Genomic DNA, 24,797 nt, shown 5'->3' on the forward strand with positions numbered 1-24,797 from the left:
GCATTCGGACGGGTGATCGGACTGGTAGCCGCGCTGACGATGGCTTCCGTGGTCGCCCGGGCTCGCATCCTGATTCTTCTCTGCGTCAACGCGACAGGCGTTGAGTGTCTGCGCGAGTCAGCCGGCATTGCGCAGCCCTGTCAGGAGTCGGTCGAGGGCCTGCTCAACTGCGTGCGGGTCCCCGCCTCGTGCGATCCAGAGTGTGGCCTCGTTCATCGCCCCCGAGAGCAGCCGAGCCAGGGGTTCCACCGGCTGGTCGGCGATGATCCCGGCTGCGGCGAGTGCTTCCAGGGCGTCCGTGAGGTGCCGGGCGGAGTAGGCCTCGTCGAAGGCCCTCCACTCGTCCCAGCCGAGCACGGTTGGCGCGTCGAGGAGCAGGATCTGTCGCACCGCCGGGTCGGTGCCTGCGGCCAGGAAGGCCCGGCAGCCGGCCCGGAGTTGCTCCCAGAGGTCGTCGTACTGCTCGGCCGCGGTTGCGACTCGCTCGCCCAGTTCCTGCTGGACCTCGGCGACGACGGCTCGGAAGAGTCCTGCCTTGCTGTCGAAGTGGTGGTAGGCGGCCCCCTTGGTGACCCCGGCGGCCCCGGCCACCTCGGCCAGCACCACGTGGTGGTACCCGTCGGCGGCGAACCGGCGCCGTCCTTCGACAAGCAGCGCCTGCCGCGTGAACGCCCGCTGCTCCGACCGGCTGACCGCCATTGCGCGCACCGCCCTCTCCATTTCGCGTACCCGAGGTATGCTAACGCCATTAGTTCGCATACCTTCGGTATGCGAAGGGATGTGAAGGGCCTCTGCCATGACGAACGAACTCACGACCAGGACCACGCTCACGACCAGGCTCGGCGGCTTTTACCCGGTGCTCGCCACCCGGGACGTGGCCGCCTCCCGCGACTTCTACATCCGCCACTTCGGTTTCGGTGTCACTTTCGAGGCGGACTGGTACGTCAGCCTGCGCCGTCCCGATGCGCCGCAGTACGAGCTGGCCCTCCTCGACTACGCCCACCCGACCATCCCGGAGGGCCGCCGGGTCGCCCTCCGGGGCGGCTTGCTGCTGAATTTCGAGGTGGACGACGTGGACGCCGAGCATCAGCGGCTCGTGGCAGAGGGCGACCTGCACGAGGTACTGACGCTGCGTACGGAGGAGTTCGGTCAACGTCATTTCATCGTCGCCGCCCCCGACAATGTGCTGATCGACGTCATCACCGTCGTCCCGCCCGGTGAGGTGTACGCCGCCCACTACACCGACGACTGATACCCGTGCCGCAAGTCGGAGCAATGGCCTCAGGTCCCTCCGCTGCGGCCTTCTACTGCGGGCCCCGGCCGGCACGTCGGCTCCCGCCACGAAGCACTGTCCGACCCGCCCTCTCACCTCACGCCCCCAGACCACCGAAAGGCTGCGCCCCATGAGCGAGAACACCGCCACCGAGACCACCAGCGGCACCACCAGGAACGACGGCCCAGCCCCGAGAGCGCTCACCGACCAGGAGCTCTCCCACCTTTTGCAACAGCAGCAGTTCGGCGTACTCGCAAGCGTCAGGAGTACCGGCCACCCCCACCTGTCGACCGTCCTCTACGACTGGAACGCCGAGGAGCGCGAACTACGCGTCTCCTCCACTGCCGACCGTCTCAAAGTCCGCCAACTGCGCCGCGACCCGCACACCTCACTGCACGTCAGCGGTCCCGACGTCTGGTCGTTCGCCGTGGCGGAAGGCGAGGCGGAGATAGTGGACCCGGCCGCCGAGGTAGCCACAGGTGAGCAGCCGCTGCCCGACCGACGCGTGGTCATCCTGATCCACGTCTCTCGCCTGTACGGGACCGCCCTGGACATCCCCGCCCAGGACTGAGGTATCAGCAAGTACACCGGACGGAGGGAATGCGTCGCAGGCGGAGCGGAGCTGGATTCCGAGGCGGTCCACTGCTCCGGGCCCGCTTGGCCTGCGCCCTCGGCCGACTCCAGGCAACGGCCGGCCCGGGGACCACTTGCCAACGCGGAACTGCGCGACGGAGTGAACCGCGCACTGCGGCACTTCATGCAGCATCAGCCGCGCGTCGATCAGGCCCGCAGCGTTGCGGATCAGATCTGCTACGGGGTACGCATCGACTGGTCTGCGGCCGACGGGCGCCCCTGCGCCTGACGCTCCGCACCCACCTTTCATGGGGTGAGGGCCCCTGGCCGGGCGGGGCAGGGGCCCTCAGCGCGCTTCCGCGAGGGACGGATGAGCACGCGTCGCCCGAACAACGAAGCTCACCTGGGCCGGGTCACGGTTGTTCAGCCGGACAGCCCTGGCATGGGTTGTCCGGCTCGCCCGTTCAGGGGCATGCCGGGGCGCTGCCGGGTTACTCGATCCCCACGGGGAACGCTGCTGCTAGCGCCCTCAGTCAAACGGGCGCCGATACGCCGGCGACCAAGCCGATCGATCTTGAGGAGCATGCCTGCAATGCGCGCACTCTCGCTCGTCTGTTCACTGAATGCCTCGCCCCAGCCGTCCAGCAGTCAGCTGCTTGCCGAACAGGTGATGGCCGAGTTCAAGGAGCTCGGTGTGGAGGGGGAGGTGGTGCGGGTCGCGGATTTCGACGTCCGGCCAGGGGTGGAGATCGACATGGGCGACGGCGACCAGTGGCCGGGGCTGCGGGAGAAGGTGATGCAGGCCGACATTCTCCTCATCGCCACACCGATCTGGCTGGGGCACCCCTCCAGCATCTGCCAGCGGGTCCTGGAGCGCCTGAACGCGGAAATATCCGAGACGGACGACGAAGGCCGTCCACTCGTCTACAGCAAGGTCGCCGCCGTGGCGGTCGTCGGCAACGAGGACGGCGCGCACAACGTGAGCGCGAACGTCTTCCAGGGACTCAACGACATCGGCTTCTCCCTCGCCCCCGGAGCGGTCACCTACTGGGTCGGCGAAGCCCAGCACGGCACCGACTACCAAGACTTGGACAAGACACCCGACAGCGTGAAGGAGACGACCCACACGCTTGCCGTCAACGCCGTCCACCTGGCCCGGCAGCTCGCCGACCACCCCTACCCGCCCAGCTGAGTCGGCGACGTGACGGCACAAAGCCCGGCCAGGAAGCCCCTTGAAATCCACCAAGCAGGGAAGTGCGCATGAGTAACGAGAAGCACGAATCCGAGACAGCCGCGGACGAGGTTCTGCGGGAGGTTGAAGCAGCCGAGACCGACCTGGACGACGCGGGGGATGACGAGCGCGAGGGCGAAGCGGCCGATGCGCTCTCTCCCAGCGGAGAGGCGCAGGAGTCCATCCACAAGAAGCGCCGAAGCGGCGGACACTGAGCGGAAAGCTGTCACCCGGTCTCCTCAGGCATACGAGGCAACGGCCCCCTCCGAGCCCTTCCGCGGACCCAAACACGGCGGCGGTCCGGTGGTGGGCGAGGCTGCGATCTGCCGGCGGCACAGCCGACCATCACCTTCGCGCCGTAGAGCGCGAGCACGATTCAACGCACATTGTTGGGCACTGACCGGATAGCGACCCTCGCGCGTTCCGCGCCCGCAGTAGCCGAAGGAAGGGAATCCCGTCCCGTATGAAGTCGCCTTCGAGTTCTTGGCATGACAGCACGCTCTCCCTTATGGCTCAGGGTTATGCCTGGTTGCCCGACCGCTTGCGCGGCACAGGTGGTGCCCCTGTTCAGACGCGTCTGCTGGGCAAGCGTGCGACCGCCCTGCACGGCAGAGACGCGGTGCACTTCTTCTACGACAGCGACCACATCAGGCGTCGTTCGGCTCTGCCCGGCCCTGTCCTGGACACCCTGTTCGGCCGCGGCGCCGTGCACACGCTGGACGGTCAGCAACATGCGGCGCGTAAGGCCCTCTTCATGGCGTTGCTCAAGACGGACGACGCCGTGGCCGCCCTGGCCGAGCAGGCAGGCGACCAGTGGGATGTGGCCGCGAAGGAATGGGCGACGCACCCGCAGGTCGAACTCTTCACCGCATCCAGTGAGGTCATCGCCCAGTCGGTGTGCGCGTGGGCGGGCATTCCCCTCGCCCCCGACGAGGCCCCGTCGCTCGCCGCCGACCTGGTGGCGATGGTCGACGGATTCGCAACGGTTGGCCCCCGCCACTGGAAAGCCCGGCGCGCACGCGCACGCCGTGAGATGTGGCTTCAGGACCTGATCGGCGGCCTACGAACCGCAACGGCGGCGGGCGACGTCGCCTCTCCTGACTCGGCCCTGCAAAGGGTGGCGCTGCATCGCGACGACACAGGACAGCTGCTGTCAGCGCAGACGGCCGCTGTGGAAGTCCTCAACATCATCCGCCCGGCAACCGCCGTCGCTTGGTTCGTGACCTTTGCCGCGCACGCCCTCCACCGCTGGCCGGATCGGCGGGAAGCGCTCCGTGAAGGCGGTACGTCCGAGGCGCTGGCGTTCGCTCACGAGGTTCGCCGCTTCTACCCGTTCGTGCCCTTCGTCGGCGGTCTCGCGGCCCAGGATCTGCACTGGAAGGACGTGGCCATCCCCGAGGGCAGTCTCGTGTTGCTCGATGTCTACGGGCATCAGCATGACGCTGACCTTTGGCCTGAGCCGTACCGCTTCAACCCCGCCCGGTTCCTCGATAGGAGCATGGCGAGCGACGAGCTGATCCCCCAGGGCGGGGGAGACACGGCAAGTGGACATCGCTGCCCGGGAGAGGACATCACCCTTGCTCTCTTGACCGTCCTGTCGGGTCGCCTCGCCGGCATGACCTACTCGGTACCACCCCAGGATCTCTCGATCAGCCTGCATCGAGTGCCCGCCCGTCCACGGAGCGGTTTCCGCATGTCGCTGCGTACTTCCAACTCAGGGACTGTTTAAGCGCATTGTCGAGGCACCACGGCTGTAGCCGCTGCCGTCCTTGAGCGGTCGGCTCAGTCGGTCCGCTGTCAGGGGTGCTCCGGTCAATTGCAGGATGTCATCGCGTTTCACGGCCATCGATCCCGCCGGGCCATCCCGCACGCCACAGGCCCCCGAAGGGTGGTACTGCATGCGGGCCGCCGGCAGCGTCGGTATCCCGCACGTGTTCCCTTGAGCACTTCGCGGGCCTACGTTCATGCTGGTGTTTCTTGTCGCGGCGGCTCGGTGTGTATCCCATGGTGGCGGGCTGGAGACGGTTAGAGTGCGGGTTCTCCTGGTAGGCAGGGATCCACGTGCGCAGACGCGGCAGACGCACCTACAAGGGCACGTCGCCTGAGGCGATCGTCCGGCAATACGACTATCTCGGGACCTTTTACCGTCTCGCTCTGGGGCCCGACCTCGTCTTCTCCTATGCCATGTGGCAGGACGACGATTCCCTTGAATCGGCCCAGGTGCGCAAGCTCGACTACCACGTGGACGCCGCCCGCGCCGGCGGGGCGCGACGGGTTCTGGACGTGGGCTGCGGTTGGGGAAGCCTCCTGCGTCGCCTGGTGGAGGCGCACCAGGTCGAGCATGCGGTGGGGGTCACGATGAGCCCTGGGCAGGCCGCCTGGATCCGTGAACAGCGCTGGCCCGGGTGCGAGGCGCGGGCGGAGAACTGGTACGACCATCAGCCCGACGCCCCTTACGATGCGATCATCGCCATCGAGGCCATCGAGCACTTCGCCGGCAGCACCCTCTTTAGGGCGAGGAGGGTGGCCCGCTACCGTGAATTCTTCGAACGGTCTCACGCATGGCTGCGGCCCGGAGGGCGGCTGTCTCTGCAAGCCAACACCTGGAATGACCGGGGGTGGGTCGCCGCCATGCTGCTGCCCTCGGAAGCACTGGCCGGGCCCTCTGACCAGCTCGGTGGCCGAACCGGGAAGCACGTGGCGGAAGCGGCCCGTGGGGGCCTGCGGAACCTGCGTGAGGGCCTGCATGCGTCGCGCAAGGTCTTCCCGGAGATGTTTCTGCCCACCCGGGCGGAGATTGTTCAGGCCAGCAGGGGCACGTTCAGACTCATCGACGAGCGCCGTGACCGCGACGACGGCGCCCGTACCATCCACGCCTGGCTCGAACGGCTTGAAGCCCACCGCGACCGCGGCAGCAGACTCGTCGGCCCCGATGCGGTCTCCGATCTCATCAGGGAACAGCGAACCTCACTGCGGTTCCAGCAGGAACGCCGTATCGGCGTCATTCGGATGACCTTCGAGCGCAGATGAGGCTTCGCAGGGCGGGGCTGCAGGCCAGCGACTCGTCCTTCCTCCCAACCGCCTGGGCGCCCCGAGGGTGATCCCTCCAGTTCCCCCGGGGGCGGGAGGCCAGGTGGTGGCGCGGGGCAGGTGCTTGCCCGGGTTGTGAGCCCGGCGAAATCAGGAAGAGTGAGTACAAGAGTAGTAAGACCGGAAAGGGGTCGTTGTGAGCGAGTTCGACATCTGGGTGTACCGGCCGAGCGCGGGATATCAGGAGGGGGTCGACATCGTTGGCTACAAGGTCGAGGCCACCGACGGCAGTATCGGGAGGGTCAGCAAGCACTCCGAGGAGGTCGGCTCCTCTCATATCGTCGTCGACACCGGAGTGTGGATCTTCGGGAAGCACGTCCTGCTGCCCGCTGGGACGATCAAGCAGATCGACACCGCCGAGGAGACGGTCCACGTCGACCGGACGAAGGACCAGATCAAGGACGCCCCCGACTTCGACGAGATCAAGCACGCCGGCGAGCCCAGTTACCTGGAGCAGTTCGGCCGCTACTACGGCCAGCCCCACACGTAGCCAGCCATCAGCTGACCGGCAGGCCTGGGGAAGAAACGATCGCTGTCGTAGCTGCCGACCGACCGCCGCCCGGCCAATCGTGAGTGCCGTTCAGCAGCGTCGTTGAGCTGAGCGCCTGTCACGGGCCCGGCTATCGGGGCCTGCTGACCAAAAGCGTATTGCTGCCGCTGGGCCCTGAAGTGCCGTACACCCGGGTTTGCAGTCGGGCGATAGCAGACCCGGGCCGCGGGGCAAGAGCGTCGGCGCCCCGAGGTACGAGGGCGGCACCTGCCCGCAGCGGAGGCGAAGCTCAGCGCGACCACTTCCTCCAGGCTGTCGTGTGGCCAGTAGTAGAAGCGGGCCCGAATCATGAGGGAGCGGCCCCAGGTCGGCCTGCAGGCCGCCATCTGGTGGCCCCGGCCGCCGTGAGCAAGACCGCAGTTGACTGTGCAGGCTGCGGAACCTTTGCGTCCGGACGTGATGCTGGCTGGTCACCCACGCGGGCGCACTCCAGTCGCCCTTGCAGGCAGTCGCCCCCAGGGTCGGAGGAATGTGAGCACCGGCCGTGACCCCCTGGCCGCCTTGCGAGCTAGGCAGCCCCAAGGAGCAGACGGTGACAGACGATGTCCGTGTTGCTATCGGCGACGTATTTGCGCCCCAACTCATGGTTGTGGACTACATCGAGAGCATTGGCCTGGGTGCCGACAGCAAGGCGACGAGCTTGGGCTTCGCCCCGCAGGGCTCCATCGGATAGGGCTCCGCCGATAATGTGCCGTCGGCGGGGTTCACCTCTGGTGACCGCAGTGGAAAGCGGGCGCCGATGAACAGCACGAAGAGGTTGAAGACGGCGGCCCTGGTGTAGGCGGTGACGGTCATCTCATGGCTCCCTGCTTTCCGCGATGATCCGGTGCGTCTGGCGTGCTGCGGCGAGGGAGGAGTACCAGCACGCTCAGTGCGAACATCAGCACGCCCAGGGGCAGGTGCAGGGACGGGACGTGGGCGATGCCGAGCAGGACCTGAGCCGAGACGAGGGTCAGGAAGCCGGAGGCGTGCCAGACGGGCCGCAGCGAGTCGCCGCCCGGTTTTCACTCAAGTATCGCCGCGAGCCCGTACAGCATCGTCGCGCCGTACATCACGCGGGCTCCGACACTGTGCAGCGTCTCTCCGTAGGTGGAGGTCAGCAGCATGCCGGCGGAGACGGGTCCTGAGGAAGAGGTGACGATGTCCGTTCTGCGTCGTCGACACCTGAGTGGCCATATCGGTGTCCATGTCTGCTTCGGGGCAGTGGACGTGTAGTGGTTCTGGTGTCGGCCGCATGGGTGATCGGGCCTGTGCGGGGGGGCCGGAGGTGGCCGCCGACAGGATGGTCGGCCCATGGGTCGGTCCGCAGCGGCGAGGGCGGGAGCAGTGGCCCCCGCCACGTCGCCCGGTGCTTCGTGGTCGCACAGCGGCGCCGTTCAGGTCGATCGCGCCTGCTGGGCTGACTGCAGCACCGCGGTCAGGAAGCGACGCACCGTCTCCAGTTCGCCCGTGTCGAAGCCTTCCGCGACCGCCACCACCTCGGCGATCACCGGCCCGAAGAAGGACCACCCGAGTTCCGTGGCCTTCTCCTCCACCTCCAGCAGCACGCGCCGTCGATCGACTGTGTCCTTGGTGCGCCGGACCAGCTCCAGCCGCTCCAGCCGGTCTACCAGGGCGGTGGTACCGGCCGAGTTCAGGCGCATCTGACGACCGAGCCATCCCGGCGTGGCGGGGGTGCCGTCCCGCGCCGCGTCCAGCAGGTGGATCAAGGCGCGTACGTCGGTGGGGTGCAACCCGTGGCGCCCGGCGAACTCGGCGCCGAGCAGGTCGAACTCCACGGTCACTGCACGCAGCACGTGGACCAGCTTCATCACCGGGCTTTGGTCGTTCATTCACGCTCCTTGGAACCCACGCTAGTATCTCGCTGAACGAGATTATCGCTGAACGAGAGGACAGCCCAGTGTCCCAGACCGCTTTCGACCTCGCCTACGACGAACTCCGCGCCCGCTGGCCGACCTCCACCGAGGAGCGCGACGTCGACACCCCATACGGGCGCACCCGGGTCCATGTGTACGGCCCGGTCGACGGCGCCCCGCTGGTGCTGCTGCACGGCGGCTCGGCCACCGGGCTGGTCTGGTTCGCCAACGCACCGGCTCTGGGCCGACGCCACCGGATCCATGCCGTGGACATCCTGGGCGATGCCGGCCGCACCGACCGAAGCGGTGGCACACCCTTGAAGACCGCCGACGATCTGACCGCCTGGCTGGACGCCCTGCTGGATGGGCTCGGCCTCACCCGTACGCACCTGTGCGGTCACTCCTACGGAGCCTGGCTGGCCGTCAGATACGCACTGCATGCACCCCCGCGGGTCGACCGCCTCGCCCTCCTCGACCCCACCCAGGTTTTCGCCGGCTTCCGGCCCGGCTACCTGCTGCGCGCACTGCCCCTTCTCATACGCCCCACTCAGGCCCGCGCCGCCGCATTCCTGGAATGGGAGACGGCGGGGACCAACCCGGACGAAACCTGGCAACGCCTGTATGCACTCGCCGCCACCGTTCCCGGCCGCAAGTTGATCACAGGCCGCCGCCCTCGGGTGACCGATCTCCGTATGCCCGTCCTGGTCCTGCTCGCGGAAGACAGCCGCGCCCACCACCCCGAGAAGGTCTCCGACCGAGCCAGCCGGGCGCTCCCGAAGGGCAAGGTGGTGGTAATGCCCGGAGCCACCCACCACTCGCTGCCTCTCACCGCGCCGCAACAGTTGAACGAACACCTGACTGCCTTCCTGGGCTGATACGGCAGCCTGGAACGGATAGGTGTCATCCATCGGTCACCTGTTGGATGATCTCGAGTGTCCGGCCTGCTCCGTCTTCAGTCACCAGATGCTTCGCCGCTTTTGCGGCGGCTCGACTATGTGCCGACTGCTTCACACACGGCAGGCACAGCCCACCGCGCTCACTGGCTGGTCGAGTGAGTCGGCAAGCCGTTCGAGGTGAGGGACCGGAAGGGTATCGATTTGGTGGCGGCGCCGAGGGCGGCGAGTCGCCCTGCCCAGAACGGCTGATCTGCGGATACCGGCGCAGTGACCGCGGGGACTCCGGCGCGCAGCGCGGCGGCTGAGGTGCCAGTCCCGCCGTACGCGCGGAACACGCTGATCGAGATGAACCTGTCCCTCGTCAGGTTCGCGGTGCGCCGGTTCCGCAACCGGGGTGACGGGGAGATGGAGGACATCACCCAGGTCGGCACGATCGGTCTGATCAAGGCGATCGACCGGTTCGACCTCACGCGCGAGGTCGAGTTCTCCTCCTTCGCCATCCCCTACATCGTCGGCGAGATCAAACGCTTCTTCCGCGACTCCACCTGGGCCGTGCACGTCCCGCGCCGGCTGCAGGAGCAGCGCGTCGAACTCGCCAAGGCAAAGGAAGAGCTCGCGAACCGGCTGGATCGCGATCCCACCGTCAAGGAGCTCGCCGACCACCTCGATCTCACGGAGGACGAGGTCATCGAGGGCGTCGTCGCATCCGCCGGCTATATCGCCAGCCCCATCGACATCCCCGTCCCCGGCACGGAGGGCGCCAGTGATGGCGGCCGTACCTACGCCGACATCCTGGGCGATGACGACCCGGCCATGGACCTGCTGGAAGACCTGCACGCCCTCGCGCCGCTGCTCCAGGACCTCGACGACCGCGAGCGCAGGATCATCGAAATGCGGTTCGGACAGGAACTTATCCAGGAACGCATCGGTGAAGAGCTCGGTATCTCCCAGATGCACGTCTCCCGCCTCCTCGCTCGCAGCCTGGCCAAGCTCCGCGAAGGGCTCCTCGCCCACGGCTAGGAGCGCGTGATCACGGATGGCCAGGCCGGGCGTCTTTGAACGCCCCGGCACAGCGCGTATCGCCGCTGAAGGTGCCTGGGCACCTCTCCAGCATCCGCCTATGTGGCCCTGCCCGGCAGTGGGCAAGCCTGCCGGGGCAGGCGGTCGTGGCTACGTCATGGTGGCGATTTCGTCGAGACCGGTATGCCGAAAGGCCCGCTGCACCATCCGCGGCGTGCCGTGAATGGTGACTGCCGGGGGTTCGCGCCGGGAGGTAATGGCCCGTATCAGCGCGTAGGCGCTGGCCAGGTCGAAGCGCGTGACGGCGTGCATGTCGATGAGCCAAGCGCTGGCTTCGCTCAGCGGCGGCGCGTCGAGGATTCTCTCCAGCTCTGGCAGGGCTTCGATCCTGATCTCCCCGGCCAGCACCAGTTCCGCCCGCTGATGGTCGGCCGCGTAGACCGTGAAGCCCGGTACGGGCTGCGGGGCGACGGGATGTTCGGCTGTCACGGTGACCTCCTTCGGGCGCGCAGGGCGCTCCGCTGCTCACTCTGGTCGCCCTGCCCGGCAGGCCCGGGCTACACGGGCGACCAGCCTCCGTTACGGGACGGCGCGGTGTGGGCCAGCGCCGCTCACACTGGCCCACACCGGGCGGGCTTGCCCAAGGGGCCCCTTGGGCAAGCCCTGCTCTCCAGCATGCCCCTGCTGCTGTGGTTGTACTTCCCCGCCCGGGCACGCCGCGGATGCAGACGGCCGGATGGCTTTGTTCATGAAACGGACAGCGGATAACAGCACGAGACCCCGGGCTGAGGGGGCCCGGGGTCTCGCTGTGCACTGATGTATCCGGCCGGTTTAACGATCGGCCGGCTGCCGGGGTCACGCCCTCTCCACGCCCAAGGCCACGAGGACGCCTCGGCCGGGCCCTGGGGGCGGTCAGGCGCTGAGGGCCTGCTCGATGCTGGGGTGGCAGGTGATGAGGGCGTCGATGCCGACCAGTGTCAACACGTGCAGGACGGCCTTCTGGGCGCCGGCGATCCGGACCCATCCCTGTGTCTCGTTCACCTGCTGGTAGGCGGCGACGAAGAGGTTGATGACGCTGGAGTCCATGAAGGGCACACCGCTGAGGCCCACCACCATCCGCAGCGGCGGGGGCGTCCCACGCGTGGCAAAAGGGTCGTTCGGAACGCACACCGTTGTGGAGGGGGCGTTTCCGTGGCGGCGAGAGTAGCGGCGGAGGTGCTGGGCGGGCCGTTCGGGCCAATCAGGATGGCAAGAGGTGGCCTTGGGGGTATCGGTGATGTGGCGCGCCGACGGCACTGTTGGCGCCCCGTACTGCGCGTCCTTGAGGAGCGAACGTCATGTCTGAACGCAACACGGTTCTGCGCAGTCTTCACGATGTGGGGCTGGCCGCCTGGTTCGGCGGTTCCCTGATGGGCGCGGTCGGCCTCAATGGCGCGGCCAAGGCGCAAGGGGAGAACTGGGAGCAGGGGGCCAGGATTGCCAGTGCCGGATGGGCGATCTGGACGCCGGTGAACGCTGTGGCGATCGGTGTCCATCTGGTCGGCTCGAGCGGTCTGCTGGCTGCCAATGCCGCCCGCGTCGCCACCCAGCAGGGCGTCGCTGCTTCGACCATCGCCAAGACCGTCCTCACCGGCGCCGCACTCGCCGTCACCGCCTACTCCCGCGTGCTGGGCAAGAAGATCGAGCTCGCATCCTCCGACAACCCCAGCGACGCGGAGAAATCGGCCCGCCATCCACTCGACACTGGCAAGGCGGAGCGCCAGCTCGCCTGCGCCCAGTGGATCGTGCCCGCCCTGACAGGCGGCCTCCTCATCCTCAACGCCCTGCACGGCGAGCAGCAGCGCCCCGCCCAGCAACTCCACGGCATGTGGCAGCGCTATCGCACCCTCGCCCCGCACATGCCTGCGCCGAACTGGCACCTCTCCCGCTGAACCGGGTGCAGACCTGCTGCACGGATCGCAAACGGCTTTTGTCGCCACATGGACGATGCAGCGTCGTGCCGGGTCAGCAGAACGGGAGGCGCCGGGACCGATGATCCGGCACATGCCCGTCCGAGTGGACGCGAGCGATGCGCAGTTTGGTGGTGTCTCGCGCGAACGCGGCAGCGGGCCGGCCGTCGGACGGCCGGGCCGCTGGAAGCCGAAACTTCAGGGTCAGGTATAGAAGGCTTCACGAGGTCGCCGACCTTCGGGTCGGACAGCGTTCGGGCGACGTCTGCCAAGGCGACCACACCCACCCAGTCGTGCCCGGCGATCACCGGCAGTCGGCGGACCTGGTGCTGCGACATGGTGTCCTTCATGTCGTCGGCGTCGTCGGCGCCGATGGTGACCGCTTACCTGAAAGGTCGGGTTCGGTAGGGGTGTGGTCGTTGCTGGTCGGGGGTGGTGGGGCCGCTCGGGGTTGATCGCCGCTGCGCGGCAGTTCGCCACCGGCTTTGTGATGGGGCTGCGGGAGGGTCACGGCATCGCGGTGGCACGCGATGTTGTGGGCGCGGGCCAGTTGGTGGTGAGCGAGCTGGTCGACCGGCTACATCAACGGCCAGCACAGGGCGCAGGCCATGCTGGAGGCAGGCGTACGCCGCACCGTCGTCCTGCACCTTGTCGACGAGGCATAACTCCCGCCGTCCGTCCTTCCACTCGTACCGCCGCCGCGTTGCCCGCGCCACGCCGCCGCTGGTCGACGCCGGGTAGCCCCAGGGGATGGACTGCCGGTTGGAGACCAGCCGTTCGGGGGCCGGCGCCGCGAAGTAGATCTGACCTTCGATGGCTAATCGGCTCGACATCAAGGGACGTACGATTGCCGGCGGGAGATCACTGGTCGACGCCAACTGCGCCAGGGCCGAGGGCTGTCCGTTCGGCATTCGTAAGCCCGCTGGACCGCTGGCGGGCTCGGATCACGCAGGCGCCATCAGTGGTTCTTACCGTCGCGTCGGGGTGTAACTGGTTGTGGTGGCGGCGAGGATGGGCAGTTCGAACCACGTGGTTTTGCCGGTGGTGGTGTGGTCGCTGCCCCAATGGTGGGCGAGTGCGTCGACAAGTTCGATGCCGCGTCCGTTCTCGGCGTCGGTGGCGGCAATCCGGCGGGTCGGGCCCTTCGGGTCGGCGTCTTCGACCTCGCACCGCAGAACGCCGGCGTGGACACGCATGTGGACGTGGATGGGGCCGTGGGCGTGGAGCAAGGCGTTGGTGATGAGTTCGCTGGCCAGGAGTTGAGTCGTTTCGGCCAGTTCCTCGAGGCCCCAGGTGTTCAGCTGGGCCGCGAGAAGCCGCCGGGTGCGGCCTACCGAGGCTGGTTCACGGCGCACGGTCACGGACGACGTGTACCAGACGGTGCCGCAGTCGAGGCTTGCGCTGTGCGGGTTCAGGGCGCGCGCCCACAGAGCCGAGTGCCGCGCCATCCACGGCAGCCGAGCATGGCTGGCTCCGTGCTGTGCGCCCGGCAGCCAATGCGGGGGGAGGCGCCTGGGTGGCCGCCGGTCGGCTTGGCGTACGACGGACCCTGTGCTTGCGTCGGCGGTCTGCTGGCCGGCCATGTCAGTCCCTTCGGTCGAGCCAATGTGGCAGTACGCCGCGCTGCGCCTCCCAGTCAGTGGTTCATGTAGCACTCGCTACACTAAAGTCTACATGAAGCGGACGCTACAGTAAATATCTCGCATATCGGGCGTACGGGACGAGGGGTGTGATGGCGCGGACAGCTGACCAGGCGAAACGAGCGGACCTGTTGCGCCGGGTCCGCGGATACGTGATCAGCAATGGCCTGGCGGATCTCTCGCTACGTCCGCTCGCCAAGGCACTCGGCACCAGCGACCGCATGCTCCTGTACTACTTCGGCAGCAAAGAGCAGCTCGTCGCCCAAGCATTGGGTCAGGACGAGGAACGACCTCTGCTGATGTTCCGCCGGGCTCTAGATGTCGCAGGCGCACCCCAAAACCCGGCAGATATGAGACGCGTCCTGGAAGAGATCTGGCGCCAGTTCACAGCACCCGACCGGCGCGACATCCTCCCCGTCACCTTTGAGGCCATGACCGCCAGCGTGCTCAACCCCGACCGCTACGGCCCGGTGATGCGCAGCCTGCTCACCGAATGGAGGCAGGCGCTGGCCTGCGCCTTCACCGGACTGGGCATGCCCAACGGCAAAGCCGACGCCGAGGCCACCCTCCTGGTCGACACTCTCCTGGGGCTGCTTCACGCAGCGCTCGCCGACGGCGACTGGCCCCGTGCCACAGCAGTCTTCCAGACCCTCCTCGACCGCCTCGAGCCCGCCTGGCACACCGCTGAGTGAAGAACATGGCTGCTAGGGCCGGAAGACGGCGACGGCGAACATGTCGCTCTTCGCGGGCCCGAACACGGTCACAATGATCCGTGCGATCCTCGTGCTGACGTCACGGTTGAGGCGCAGCGCCCGGTCGACGGTCGGCACGATCTCCACCTGCGAGCAGCAGCTATGAGGTGCTGGAAGCGGTCAAGGTCGTGGTGCCCGGCGGACTCCTGATCTCCGACATTGCCGTCCTGGATGCGGCCATCGGCGGGCGATGCACGTCCCGGTCGCTGTGCTTGTGGCGGCGGAGCCGTCTGGCGTTCGTGTCGCGCATCCACTAGGCCGGAGTCGGGCTCACGATGGGGCAATGGACAGGGATCCGGTTTCCTGGAGTTCCCCTGGCATCCGCGGCCTGGAGGTCTGGGAGGATGCGGCCGGTGGGGTCGGGACGCGTTTGTTCGGATGGGTCGGCATTCTGCCGCTCTCTCTGGTCGGCTCCGCCATGGCTTCGCCTGCCGAGTGGGCGTTGTGCAGGGCCCGCGAAGTGGGCGTGAGCCCCGGCCCTTTCCCTGTGGTCCGGGGCATCTGTACGGCCGGTTGCGGATTTCGAATGTTCGTGGGGCAAAGACGAAGCCCTGGACAGATGTGACGGCCGTCCAGGGCTTGGTCCAGCCACTCCGAAGTGGGAGCGCTTGGGAGTTAACACGGTCCAGTCTGCGGCCTGTCGGCTGTTGGGCTGGTGACCGTGGGCCGCGTGTCGCGCGACTGCGCATGTACTGGCCGGCAGTTCTCGTTTGAACCGTCAGTGATGCGTGCCCGGATCAGCGGTGGGCGGCTACGACACTCGTAAGGGTGAGCCTGTCGGGTGGGGAGGGGGGCATGTGCAGGTGATGGGATTCTTCGGAACCACTGAGCGTGCTCTGGAGCGGTGGACGACGAGCGTGTGGCGGCTGCTGTTTCCGCCGAAGGGGCGGCAGTTGGAGGTCGTGGTCATACTTCACCGGCAGTGCGACGACAATGCATTGATCCTTGGGCGGCAGCGCGTCCTGGCGCCCAATGCCTACATTGTCGAACTGTTACCCGAGATCCACCGCCAGCTCGCGGCCAGCGCAAGTCCACTCGAACTGCATCTGGTGAACCAGGTGTGCCGGCATGCCGCAGAGCAGGGTTACACGTTCGCAGGCCCTGTGGCGGTAGACCTGCGCCCTGCGGCAGGCGTGACGCCTCGGTTCCGTATTCGTAGCCGCATCGCGCCCGCCGAGCCCCAGGCTCCGCGGCTGGTCACGTGGGCGTGACCAGCAGACGATCGGCGACGACCGGTTGCCGAATGTCGGCGGCAACGTTCGGCGCCACACCTGCGGCGCGCGGCAGCGTTTCGCCGCAGAGAGGCTCCGAGGAACACCGACTGCCGTCTGGTCCGGGCTCAGTGCTCGGTGAGCATGCCCGCCCGGAGCTTCGCCAGGATGCGGTTCAGGAGCCGGGAGACGTGCATCTGGGAGACGTTCAGTTCGTTACCGATCTCGGCCTGCGTCATCTCCTGGCCGAAGCGCATCTGCAGGATGCGCTTCTCGCGGTCGTCGAGCTGTGCGAGCAGCGGCGCGAGGGCGTGCAGGTTCTCGGTGAGTTCCATCGCGGGGTCGATGTCGCCGAGGATGTCGGCGTAGGCGCGGCCGCCGGTGCCGGTGGGGGCGTCGTCGCTGTCGGCGTTCGGGGTGTCGAGGGAGCCCGCGGTGTAGCCGTTGGCGGCCACCAGGCCCTCGATGATCTCGTCCTCGCTCAGGTCGAGCAGCTCGGCGAGTTCTTTGACCGTCGGGTCGCGGTCGAGCACGTCGGACAGTTCGTCGCGGGCTTTGGCGAGTTCGGTGCGGAGCTCTTGGAGCCGGCGCGGGACGTGGACGGCCCAGCTGGTGTCGCGGAAGAAGCGCTTGATCTCGCCGACGATGTAGGGGACGGCGAAGGTGGTGAACTCGACCTCGCGGCTGAGTTCGAAGCGGTCGATGGCCTTGATGAGGCCGATGGTGCCGACCTGGATGATGTCGTCCATCTCGCCGTTGCCGCGGTTTCGGAACCGGCGTGCGGCGAACTGAACGAGGGAGAGGTTCATCTCGATGAGGGTGTTGCGGGCGTACTGGTATTCGTGCGTGCCCTCTTCGAGGGTCTGCAGCCGGTCGAAGAACACCTTGGACAGGCTCTTCGCGTCCCTCGGCGCGACCTTGCCGGCATCCGCGACCCACGGCAGGTCGCACACGGTCTGCGAGGCGTCGACCGTCGTCTGCTCCGTCAGGCTGTCGTGGGTGACGCTGGCCATAGCGCTTTCCTTCCTTGTCTGCGGCGTGGCATCCACCGCTTTCCCAGACCGGGACCCGTCATTCCGGTGACGTGGAGAAATACTGCACCACGATCAGCTGGTGCCGAACTGAACTCTCGGCGCACGGTTCGAAGGTGCCGTTTGCCCGGCATCGACGGTTCGGGGCTCACCGCGGTCCGGTAGGCGTGACAGCCTCGCCGGCAATTTGGCCTCAGCGAGGTGCTCGTCCGCATACAAGTTGATCAGCTGCTGCCGCTTGGCGGTGGTGAGGTAGAGCATCCGGTCGGCGAAGGCCTCGGCCGCTTACCGCGCCTGGGTGCGCTCACTCGACGCGGCCCCGACTCCCGGCCGTGGCCAAAGGCATCAAAGCAGCCGAAGCAGGGCCCCCACCCGCCCTCACCCAGGGGTCGAGTCTGCCACGGCGAACGTGGTCCTCTCGGACTCGTTGCAGCCCTGAGTGGTCGCACCAAGGACGCCGTCCGCAAAGCATGGGGGACAAGGACTGATCACCACATTGGTGCTGCCTCCTTGACCGGGCCACGGAAGGGGCCGAAGTCAGATTGGCGCGTTGCTGCTGTGCCGCGGCACAGCACAGTCCGTCGCGTTTGCTCGGCCGAGCGCCGAGCGCCTTACTGATCGTTTCAAAATGAGGTTCTGAGTCGTCTCAAGCAGATGATGCTGCAAGCGAGTTGGAGTAGGGCGAGGTGCAGGTCGGCGCGTATCTCGTAGCGGATGCGGAGTCGCTTGAACTGGTGGAGCCAGGCGAAGGTGCGCTCGACGACCCAGCGGGTCTTCCCCAGCCCGGAGCCGTGGGTGGTGCCGCGGCGGGCGATCTTTGGTGTGATGCCGCGGGCCCGGAGGAGGCGGCGGTATTTGTCGTAGTCGTAGCCGCGGTCGGCGAAGAGCTGTCGTGGGCGGCTGCGAGGTCGGCCGCGTAACCCGCGGACCGGAGGGATGGCGTCCAGCAGGGGCATGAGCTGGGTGATGTCGTGGCGGTTTCCGCTGGTCAGGGTGACGGCGAGCGGTGTTCCGTGCCGGTCGACGATGAGGTGGTGCTTGCTGCCGGGCCGGGCCCGGTCGACCGGCGAAGGTCCGGTGTGAGCCCCCCTAATCCAGTGCGTAAGCAGACGGCCCGGGACCATGCAACGCCCCGGGCTAGCTGCTCGCATAGGACAGCGAATGCCTGGATCCCCCCTGGCCGTCAAGGCCTCCTCAAAGAGCGGTATCGCTGTCCGTTGCGGGGTCCGCGGTGATGACGCGGGCGCCGGGCTGATGCCTCCGTTTCCCCGGGCCCTTGAGGCTTCTGTCAAGAGCGGCGCAGCCCGGCGCCTCCGTGGTCACCGCGAAACTCGCGGGGCCAGGTCGGACGTTAATCGTCACGGCGCGAGCCCTCTCCAGGGTCGACCTCTTGTTCATCCGCGAGCCCGTGAGCTCTGCCGAAAGATCGAGCCCCTGGAGTTCGCTGGTGTCGCGAACGGCTACTGAGATGGCGGACCAACGAGTCCTTGGATTAGGGCGCCGCGTGACCCGCATGTGCTTGTGACCTGTATAGACGGACGGATCTGGGAGGACAGCTTGACCGTGTTCTGTGGCATCGACTGGGCAGAGCGTCACCACGACGTCGCCCTCGTCGACGAAGCCGGCACTCTGCTCGCCCAAGCCCGTATCACCGACGACCTTGCCGGCTACCACAAGCTCCTGGACCTCTTGGCCGAGCACGGCGACAGCCCAGATGATCCGATACCGGTGGCCATCGAGACCAGCCACGGTCTCCTGGTCGCGAGCCTGCGCACCGGCAGCCGTCGGGTCTTCGCGATCAACCCGCTCGCCGCCGCGCGCTACCGCGACCGCCACGGCGTCAGCCGAAAGAAGTCCGACCCCGGCGACGCACTTGTCCTGGCGAACATCCTGCGCACCGACATGCACGCCCACCGGCCTCTGCCGGCCGACACCGAACTCGTCCAGGCCATCACGGTCCTGGCCCGAGCACAGCAGGATGCCGTCTGGACTCGGCAGCAGGTCGCCAACCAGGTCCGCTCACTCCTGCGCGAGTATTACCCTGCTGCTCTCCTGGCCTTCCAGAGCAAGCAAGGCGGTCTGACCAGGGCTGACGCCCGCGTTATCCTCACTCTGGCGCCGACTCCGGCCAAGGCCGCGAAGCTCACCCTCGCCCAGCTGCGGGCTGCCCTCAAACGCAGTGGCCGCCTCCGCGGCTGCGACGCGGAAGCCGAGCGGCTGCGGGACGTCTTTCGCGCGGAGTGCGCCCGCCAGCTCCCCAGCGTCGAGGACGCCTTCGGTCACCAGCTCCTGGCCCTGCTCAAGCAGCTGGACGCCACCTGCCAGGCCGCAGACGATCTCGCGGAGGCGGCCACGGCCGCCTTTCACCAGCACGCCGACAGCGAGATCCTGCTCAGCTTCCCCGGCCTGGGGCCCATGCTCGGTGCCCGCGTGCTCGCCGAGTTGGGCGACGACCGGGCACGGTTCGCCGACGCCAGGGCGCTGAAGTCGTACGCCGGATCCGCCCCCATCACCCGGGCTTCCGGCAAGAAGCGTTTCGTCGGCCGCCGGTTCGTCAAGAACAATCGCCTCATCAATGCCGGCTTCCTCTGGGCCTTCGCCGCCCTTACCGCCTCACCAGGAGCAAACGCGCACTACCGGCGCCGACGCGAGCATGGTGACTGGCATGCCGCCGCACAAAGGCACTTGCTGAACCGCTTCCTTGGCCAGCTCCACCACTGCCTCAAGACCCGACAGCAGTTTGACGAACAGCACGCCTTCGCACCGCTCCTGTCACCCCCAACCGAGCAGGCGGCTTGACTTCATAGCCCCCTGAGATGTCTTTGAGGGCCCTGACATGGGAGCCGTCCACCGCGGCGTCGTTCATCTCCAGCAAGCCCGCTGCCCGCAGCTCTGCCAGCAGCACCTCGTGCAGGCGAGGCCAGACGCCGGCCTCGGTCCAGTCCCGCAACCGCCGCCAGGCCGTCACCCCGCTGCAGCCGACCTGTTCAGCCGGAACATCCCGCCAGCTCACGCTCTTGCACAACACGTAAACGATGCCCCGCAGAGCAGCCCGATCATCCGCCGGCAACCGCCCGGGATACCGCTGCCGCCGAGGCGGACGAACAGGCAACAGCGGCGCCACACGTTCCCACAGGTCATCAGGCACAAGATCAGCAGACACCCCACAGATCCTGCCCACCCAACAGTCAACTGCCAAGCCACACAACGAATTTCATTCTGAAACGATCAGTTAGCCGCCATGTCAGTGGAGGGGGTTCAGGCTGCGGAGTGGGCACGAGGTCTGTCGTGTTCCTCGCCGGCGGCGGTGAGCTGTGTCCGAAGCCCTGCGAGACCTTTGGCCAGTGCTCGGCGTTCGGTGGAGGGCATGCTGTTGATGGCCTGGTGGAGCATGCTCTCGCGCTGCTGACGGAGGCGTTGCAGGTGCCTTTTGCCTGCGGTGGTCAGGCGCAGGGTGATTTCTCTTCTGTTGTCGGGGCACGGGAGGCGTTCGAGGAAGCCGATGGCTTGCAGGCGGTCGCACATCCGGCTGACGTTCGGAGGCGCGGAGGCAACGATTTTGCACATCGCGCGCATGCGGATGCCGTCATCACGGTCGACGACGTACATCAGGCGCAGTTGCGCGGGAGAGGCGGGCGCGATGGTGTCTTTGGTGCGTTCCGATATCACGTCGAGGAGTTCGGCGATGCTGCTGGCCGCCTGCGCGGCCTCGTGGCAGATGCTGTTGGGGGCGGCGTCTGGCGCGGGCATGTCTTCCCAGTCGGTGTGAATTTCTGCCCGGTGATCGGCCGGGCGATGGCCTTTATGTGGCGCAGCCCGGGCCGATGGGGTGGGCCGCTACCACGTTCTCCTGGGTCTTTGCGGTCTCAGCGGTGCCGGTGGGGGCGGCGCCGTGAGGTATTCGAGGGTACCGGTGAGGTCCGGGAGCCGGTTAACATCCGGGCCGGGGCGTCCAGCAGCAGGTGTACCTCTGCTGCGGATGGACAGCCGCGGCGATGGCCACTCGTACGGTGGTGGAGGAGCGGAGCGCCGCCGGTGCCAGCGCTCCGCGGCCGGCCCATGACGGGCCTGCGAATGCAAGCCGTCGCCGACAGGCAGCGAACTCGCGGCCCGCGGCACCGAGACGGCGCATCGGCTCCCACTCGACAGCCGGAACACGGCGACGCCGGTCGTGGCGCGGGGACCCACGCGGGCTCAGGTGTCCGTCGGCTCGCCGTGTTGGGCGGGGCCTGGTGCGAGGGCGTTGAGCCATACGGTCATGTAGGCGTCTGCGGTGGGGGTGTGGCTTCCGGGCCGGTTACGAGGTGCCGCTTGCGGCCATTGATCTTTTGCCTGGGCCGGCGTAACCGCGGGGTGACCTCCATGGCGGTCGATGCCGCTGGGACTGACTGCATGCCCATGGGACGGCTCCCCGGACGGTTGGCACCGCCCGTGCTCGATTACCTCGAAGTCCGACACGCGAAAATCTGTGTCGGCTGGAGTAGACATTGGGTGGTGGTGTGGTTATGGTTTCTCTCGTAGCCGAGATCAGCAGGGCCCGGCAGACACGAACTGGCGGGCAGCAGTATGTAGTTGCAGGGCGGTGCGGTGGTGGAGTTCTGAAGCCGGAGTGGTTGCAGGATGGCGACGGGGCTGACGGCCGGACCGGGTGGCCCGCAGTGATCAGGGGCCGCCGTCAGCAGTACCGCAGTGGCAGTACCTGTAAGTGCAGTTCGCAGTACCCAGCAGTGAAGTCAGTGAGCAGTACCTCGGTGAAGGCGTCGGCTGCGGGCGCGCGCGCCGGGAGGTTCGGCAGTGGGGTTCTAAGCCAGAGCGGATGCAGGACGGGCGACGGGGCTGGCTGCCGAAGAGTGGCGCTACCGCAGGCCACTGAGCAGTACAAGTAGGTCGCAGTATCAGTAGTACAGAGCAGTACGCAGTATCAGCAGTAGGTAAGTGTTCCCAGAGGGAAGAACGGAGGAGCCAGGCGCCATCAGGATCGCCCGGGCAGAGATTTTGAGTCCGGGTACCGCAGGACATCGATAGTGAGGTGGTCTCCGGTCGAGCAACCGCGATCCCCGCATGTGCTGCCCTCTCCCGGGTGGACGTGCGGACACAGAGGGCCGGCGCAGTACCAGGGCCGGCAGATGGTGTAGCAGTTCCTTCGGGGCCCTGGTGCCAATGGCACCAGGGCCCCTCCACGCGTTCCACAGAGAGGTGCAATGACAGCAGACGACTCGCTCAGCCGTCTCGATGACGACGACTACCCCGCCTACACCATGGGCCGGGCCGCCGAAATGATCGGCACCACCCAGAACTTCCTCCGCGCCATCGGCGAAGCCCGCCTCATCACCCCGCTCCGCTCCCCGGGCGGCCACCGCCGCTACTCCCGCTACCAGCTGCGCATCGCCGCCCGCGCCCGCGAACTCGTGGACCAGGGCACTCCCATCGAGGCTGCCTGCCGCATCGTCATCCTCGAAGACCAGCTCGAAGAAGCCCAACGCATCAACGCCGAACATCACCGCACCGCCAAGATGGCGAACCCGACGGCTGCGGCCTGAGACGCGCGGCTTGCCCCAGGAGCTTTGCGGCTGCCGCCCACATTCTGTCCGGTGTCGCTGATGACGCGCCGCCGGTTGGCTGCCGGGTTGAAGTCCACCCCGAAGCGCATGCACCAACCCGACCATGCCGCCGTCGACCGCACGCGGTGTCACCGGCGCCGCCTACACCAACAACGACCTCAACGCCGCGACAGCGACCTCCCTCTTCGACATCGACACTGCGGGCGACCGCGTCTCCCTGCAGGCCCCGGCCAACGCCGGCACCCTCGCCCCCACCGGCAACCTCGGAATCAACGCCGGACTTTCCGCAGGATTCGACATCTACTACTCGCCCAGACGGGCACCAACCAGGGGTACGCCGCCTTGAAGACGTCCGGCTCCTACCGTCTGTACAAGGTCAACGTGCTGGGCGGCCGGGCCAGCGCCTACGGCGCCTTCCCAGCAGGCCACCAGGTCGTCGACCTCGCACTGCCGCTGAACCAGAACTGACCTGAAGCGGACGACGGCCTCACCGGCGTCGAGGCCGTCGTCCCTATCACCGCCGCGGGAAGAGCGGCCGCCAGCCTGTCAGCGCCAGCGGTGATAGAGGCTGCGAGAGGAGAAGAAGGTGAAGGAAGAGGCGGGCGAGACGTAGAGCGCAGAGTCACGAGGTTGCACCTCGCGGCCCGCCGTGGCCAGTTGGGTGATTTTCTGCCGCCATGCGGACGATGAAGCGGCTGGACGGGTTGCGCCGGCACCCCAGGTGGAGCCACTTGTGTGGGGGATCCGTACTTGTCGGTCCTGATCTGCCGCATGCCAGTCTCACCAGGGGGAATGATGCCGTCTTTCGCCGCTGCCGCATTCGGGGAGCCGGATCTCGGCGCCGCGCGGATGCAGATGGCGCTGTCGCTGGGCTGGCACATCATCCTGGCCTGCCTGGGCGTGGGAATGCCCGCGATCACACTGATCGCGGAATGGCGTGGGCACCGCACAGGAGATCTGAACTACCGGCTGTTGGCGCGGCGCTGGGCGCGGGCGATGGGTGTGCTGTTCGCGGTGGGCGCGGTCTCCGGCACGATCCTGTCGTTTGAGATGGGCTTGCTGTGGCCGGGGCTGATGGGGACGTACGGCGAGGTGATCGGCCTGCCGTTCTCGCTGGAGGGCATCGCGTTCTTTATCGAGGCGATCTTCCTGGGGATCTACCTCTACGCGTGGGACCGGCTGCCGCCGGTTCCGCACATGTTGTCCGGGCTGCCCATCGTCGTGGCCGGGGTGGCTAGTGCCTTCTTCGTCGTGACCGCCAACGCGTGGATGCAGCAGCCGACCGGTTTTGACATGGAGAACGGGCAAATCGTCTCGGTGGATCCGTGGGCAGCGATGTTCAACCCCGCGACTCCGCCGCAGACCGTGCACATGATCCTTGCGGCGTTCATGGTCGCCGGCTTTCTCATGGCCGGTGTCTACGCCGTGGCGATGCTGCGAGGCAGACGCGACCGCTACCACCGTCTCGGCTTCCTCATTCCCTTCACGATCGCCGCGATCATTACCCCGGTGCAGATCGGGGTCGGGGACTGGGCGGCGCACTTCGTCGCCGAGAACCAGCCCGTGAAACTTGCTGCCATGGAAGGCGTCTTCCACACCGAGCGCGGAGCCCCGCTGCATCTGGGCGGCTTCGCTATCGGCGGCGAGTTTCGCTATGCGCTGGAGATCCCCAACGGGCTGTCCCTGCTGGCCCATTGGTCGCCTGACGCGGAGATCGGCGGACTGGAGAACGTACCGGAGGCCGACCGGCCGCCGGTCAACGTCACGCACTGGGCCTTCCAGATCATGGTCGGTATCGGCTTCGGCCTCCTGGCGCTGTCCGCCTGGCTCGCGCTCACCTGGAAGCGCCACCGGGACCTGCCACGCTCACCGTGGTTCTTGCGCGCCTGCGCCCTGTCCGGCGTGGGCGCGGTCCTGGCACTGGAAGCCGGCTGGACCGTGACCGAAGTAGGGCGCCAGCCCTGGATCGTCTACGGGGTGATGCGCACGTCCGAAGCGGTCAACCCCGCTCCAGGCTTGATCTGGGGGTTCGTTCTGGTGGCGCTGGTGTACGCGGTCCTGACCGTTGCCACTGTCTACGTGCTGCGACGCTTGGCCCGAGAGGTACCCGTTCCCGTCGCCCCGCAGGAACGCGACGTAACCGACTACAAAGTCATCTGAGGTT

General features: G+C 67.4%; 24 protein-coding genes and 5 pseudogenes. 16 read left to right on the forward strand and 13 right to left on the reverse strand.

Features of this window, described 5'->3' with window-relative positions; all coding sequences use genetic code 11:
- Positions 1–117 precede the first annotated feature (117 nt).
- A complete protein-coding gene (locus tag OHA05_RS36450) occupies positions 118–699 on the reverse strand; it encodes a TetR/AcrR family transcriptional regulator (RefSeq protein ID WP_328863533.1) in 582 nt (193 codons plus the stop codon).
- Positions 700–796: 97 nt separating this feature from the next.
- Here OHA05_RS36450 and OHA05_RS36455 point away from each other — a divergent pair, with 97 nt between their 5' ends.
- The 7 genes from OHA05_RS36455 to OHA05_RS36485 all read left to right on the forward strand — a co-directional run bounded on the left by OHA05_RS36455 (position 797) and on the right by OHA05_RS36485 (position 6,657).
- On the forward strand, positions 797–1,252 hold the full coding sequence (locus OHA05_RS36455) for a VOC family protein (protein ID WP_328863020.1): 456 nt from the start codon (positions 797–799) through the stop codon (positions 1,250–1,252).
- 151 nt (positions 1,253–1,403) lie between these two features.
- On the forward strand, positions 1,404–1,844 hold the full coding sequence (locus tag OHA05_RS36460) for a pyridoxamine 5'-phosphate oxidase family protein (protein WP_328863021.1): 441 nt from the start codon (positions 1,404–1,406) through the stop codon (positions 1,842–1,844).
- Between the two features lie 594 nt (positions 1,845–2,438).
- Positions 2,439–3,038, forward strand: coding sequence for a flavodoxin family protein (locus OHA05_RS36465; RefSeq protein WP_328863022.1), 600 nt, complete (start codon positions 2,439–2,441; stop codon positions 3,036–3,038).
- 68 nt (positions 3,039–3,106) lie between these two features.
- Positions 3,107–3,292, forward strand: a complete 186-nt coding sequence (locus OHA05_RS36470; RefSeq protein WP_328863023.1) for a hypothetical protein — start codon at positions 3,107–3,109, stop codon at positions 3,290–3,292.
- Between the two features lie 293 nt (positions 3,293–3,585).
- On the forward strand, positions 3,586–4,806 hold the full coding sequence (locus OHA05_RS36475; RefSeq protein WP_328863024.1) for a cytochrome P450: 1,221 nt from the start codon (positions 3,586–3,588) through the stop codon (positions 4,804–4,806).
- A 332-nt stretch (positions 4,807–5,138) separates the two neighbouring features.
- Positions 5,139–6,107 carry a class I SAM-dependent methyltransferase gene (locus OHA05_RS36480; RefSeq protein ID WP_328863025.1) on the forward strand — a complete coding sequence of 323 codons (969 nt, stop codon included), beginning with the start codon at positions 5,139–5,141 and terminating at the stop codon, positions 6,105–6,107.
- 196 nt (positions 6,108–6,303) lie between these two features.
- Positions 6,304–6,657 (forward strand): PRC-barrel domain containing protein, encoded by a 354-nt coding sequence (locus tag OHA05_RS36485; RefSeq protein ID WP_328863026.1) that lies wholly within the window; start codon positions 6,304–6,306, stop codon positions 6,655–6,657.
- 654 nt (positions 6,658–7,311) lie between these two features.
- Here the strand turns inward: OHA05_RS36485 and OHA05_RS36490 are convergent.
- From OHA05_RS36490 to OHA05_RS36500, 3 genes and pseudogenes are all read right to left on the reverse strand, one after another.
- Positions 7,312–7,512, reverse strand: a complete 201-nt coding sequence (locus tag OHA05_RS36490) for a hypothetical protein (protein ID WP_328863027.1) — start codon at positions 7,510–7,512, stop codon at positions 7,312–7,314.
- Positions 7,509–7,835, reverse strand: a pseudogene (locus tag OHA05_RS36495) (hypothetical protein); the annotation flags it as partial. The gene OHA05_RS36490 and the pseudogene OHA05_RS36495, both read right to left, overlap by 4 nt.
- Before the next feature lie 258 nt (positions 7,836–8,093).
- A complete protein-coding gene (locus OHA05_RS36500) occupies positions 8,094–8,549 on the reverse strand; it encodes a MarR family winged helix-turn-helix transcriptional regulator (protein ID WP_328863028.1) in 456 nt (151 codons plus the stop codon).
- 68 nt (positions 8,550–8,617) lie between these two features.
- Here OHA05_RS36500 and OHA05_RS36505 point away from each other — a divergent pair, with 68 nt between their 5' ends.
- Together OHA05_RS36505 and OHA05_RS36510 are read left to right on the forward strand one after the other, a co-directional pair.
- Positions 8,618–9,448, forward strand: a complete 831-nt coding sequence (locus tag OHA05_RS36505; RefSeq protein WP_328863029.1) for an alpha/beta fold hydrolase — start codon at positions 8,618–8,620, stop codon at positions 9,446–9,448.
- Positions 9,449–9,790: 342 nt separating this feature from the next.
- A pseudogene (locus OHA05_RS36510) lies at positions 9,791–10,489 on the forward strand (SigB/SigF/SigG family RNA polymerase sigma factor); the annotation flags it as partial.
- 150 nt (positions 10,490–10,639) lie between these two features.
- Here OHA05_RS36510 and OHA05_RS36515 read toward each other — a convergent pair.
- Entirely contained in the window at positions 10,640–10,978 is a 339-nt protein-coding gene (locus tag OHA05_RS36515; RefSeq protein ID WP_328863030.1) for an STAS domain-containing protein, read from the reverse strand.
- A gap of 423 nt (positions 10,979–11,401) precedes the next feature.
- On the reverse strand, positions 11,402–11,605 hold the full coding sequence (locus tag OHA05_RS36520) for an STAS domain-containing protein (protein WP_328863031.1): 204 nt from the start codon (positions 11,603–11,605) through the stop codon (positions 11,402–11,404).
- A 221-nt stretch (positions 11,606–11,826) separates the two neighbouring features.
- Here OHA05_RS36520 and OHA05_RS36525 point away from each other — a divergent pair, with 221 nt between their 5' ends.
- Positions 11,827–12,420, forward strand: a complete 594-nt coding sequence (locus OHA05_RS36525; protein ID WP_328863032.1) for a hypothetical protein — start codon at positions 11,827–11,829, stop codon at positions 12,418–12,420.
- Between the two features lie 986 nt (positions 12,421–13,406).
- Here OHA05_RS36525 and OHA05_RS36535 read toward each other — a convergent pair.
- Positions 13,407–13,886 (reverse strand): ATP-binding protein, encoded by a 480-nt coding sequence (locus OHA05_RS36535; RefSeq protein ID WP_328863033.1) that lies wholly within the window; start codon positions 13,884–13,886, stop codon positions 13,407–13,409.
- Between the two features lie 344 nt (positions 13,887–14,230).
- Here OHA05_RS36535 and OHA05_RS36540 point away from each other — a divergent pair, with 344 nt between their 5' ends.
- Positions 14,231–14,770, forward strand: a complete 540-nt coding sequence (locus OHA05_RS36540; RefSeq protein ID WP_328863034.1) for a TetR/AcrR family transcriptional regulator — start codon at positions 14,231–14,233, stop codon at positions 14,768–14,770.
- A 12-nt stretch (positions 14,771–14,782) separates the two neighbouring features.
- Here the strand turns inward: OHA05_RS36540 and OHA05_RS36545 are convergent, their stop codons facing one another.
- Positions 14,783–14,908: a hypothetical protein gene (locus OHA05_RS36545; RefSeq protein WP_328863035.1), complete on the reverse strand. Its 126-nt coding sequence runs from the start codon at positions 14,906–14,908 to the stop codon at positions 14,783–14,785.
- Between the two features lie 728 nt (positions 14,909–15,636).
- Between OHA05_RS36545 and OHA05_RS36550 the strand changes: the two genes are divergently transcribed.
- Positions 15,637–16,041 (forward strand): FhaA domain-containing protein, encoded by a 405-nt coding sequence (locus OHA05_RS36550; RefSeq protein WP_328863534.1) that lies wholly within the window; start codon positions 15,637–15,639, stop codon positions 16,039–16,041.
- 128 nt (positions 16,042–16,169) lie between these two features.
- Here OHA05_RS36550 and OHA05_RS36555 read toward each other — a convergent pair whose 3' ends face one another.
- Both OHA05_RS36555 and OHA05_RS36560 read right to left on the reverse strand, forming a co-directional pair.
- Complete coding sequence (locus OHA05_RS36555; protein ID WP_328863036.1) at positions 16,170–17,054, reverse strand: RNA polymerase sigma factor SigF; 885 nt, start codon at positions 17,052–17,054, stop codon at positions 16,170–16,172.
- 641 nt (positions 17,055–17,695) lie between these two features.
- Positions 17,696–18,160, reverse strand: a pseudogene (locus OHA05_RS36560) (IS5 family transposase); the annotation flags it as partial.
- A 454-nt stretch (positions 18,161–18,614) separates the two neighbouring features.
- Between OHA05_RS36560 and OHA05_RS36565 the strand changes: the two are divergent.
- Positions 18,615–19,871 carry an IS110 family transposase gene (locus OHA05_RS36565; RefSeq protein ID WP_328863471.1) on the forward strand — a complete coding sequence of 419 codons (1,257 nt, stop codon included), beginning with the start codon at positions 18,615–18,617 and terminating at the stop codon, positions 19,869–19,871.
- A 22-nt stretch (positions 19,872–19,893) separates the two neighbouring features.
- Here the strand turns inward: OHA05_RS36565 and OHA05_RS36570 are convergent.
- A pseudogene (locus OHA05_RS36570) lies at positions 19,894–20,235 on the reverse strand (transposase); the annotation flags it as partial.
- A 95-nt stretch (positions 20,236–20,330) separates the two neighbouring features.
- Complete coding sequence (locus tag OHA05_RS36575; RefSeq protein WP_328863037.1) at positions 20,331–20,822, reverse strand: MarR family winged helix-turn-helix transcriptional regulator; 492 nt, start codon at positions 20,820–20,822, stop codon at positions 20,331–20,333.
- A gap of 1,451 nt (positions 20,823–22,273) precedes the next feature.
- Between OHA05_RS36575 and OHA05_RS36580 the strand changes: the two genes are divergently transcribed.
- Positions 22,274–22,612: a helix-turn-helix domain-containing protein gene (locus OHA05_RS36580; protein ID WP_328863038.1), complete on the forward strand. Its 339-nt coding sequence runs from the start codon at positions 22,274–22,276 to the stop codon at positions 22,610–22,612.
- Here OHA05_RS36580 and OHA05_RS36585 read toward each other — a convergent pair.
- The gene (locus OHA05_RS36585) at positions 22,570–22,722 is read right to left on the reverse strand and encodes a hypothetical protein (RefSeq protein ID WP_328863039.1); all 153 of its coding nucleotides are present in this window, start codon (positions 22,720–22,722) and stop codon (positions 22,570–22,572) included. The genes OHA05_RS36580 and OHA05_RS36585 overlap by 43 nt on opposite strands.
- A gap of 2 nt (positions 22,723–22,724) precedes the next feature.
- Here OHA05_RS36585 and OHA05_RS36590 point away from each other — a divergent pair.
- Both OHA05_RS36590 and OHA05_RS36595 read left to right on the forward strand, forming a co-directional pair.
- Positions 22,725–23,101: pseudogene (locus OHA05_RS36590) on the forward strand (DUF4394 domain-containing protein); the annotation flags it as partial.
- 327 nt (positions 23,102–23,428) lie between these two features.
- Positions 23,429–24,793 (forward strand): cytochrome ubiquinol oxidase subunit I, encoded by a 1,365-nt coding sequence (locus OHA05_RS36595; protein WP_328863040.1) that lies wholly within the window; start codon positions 23,429–23,431, stop codon positions 24,791–24,793.
- Positions 24,794–24,797 lie beyond the last annotated feature (4 nt).

The sequence above is a fragment of the Streptomyces sp. NBC_00306 genome (assembly GCF_036169555.1).
In the GTDB taxonomy this organism is placed as follows: Bacteria; Actinomycetota; Actinomycetes; order Streptomycetales; family Streptomycetaceae; genus Streptomyces; species Streptomyces achmelvichensis.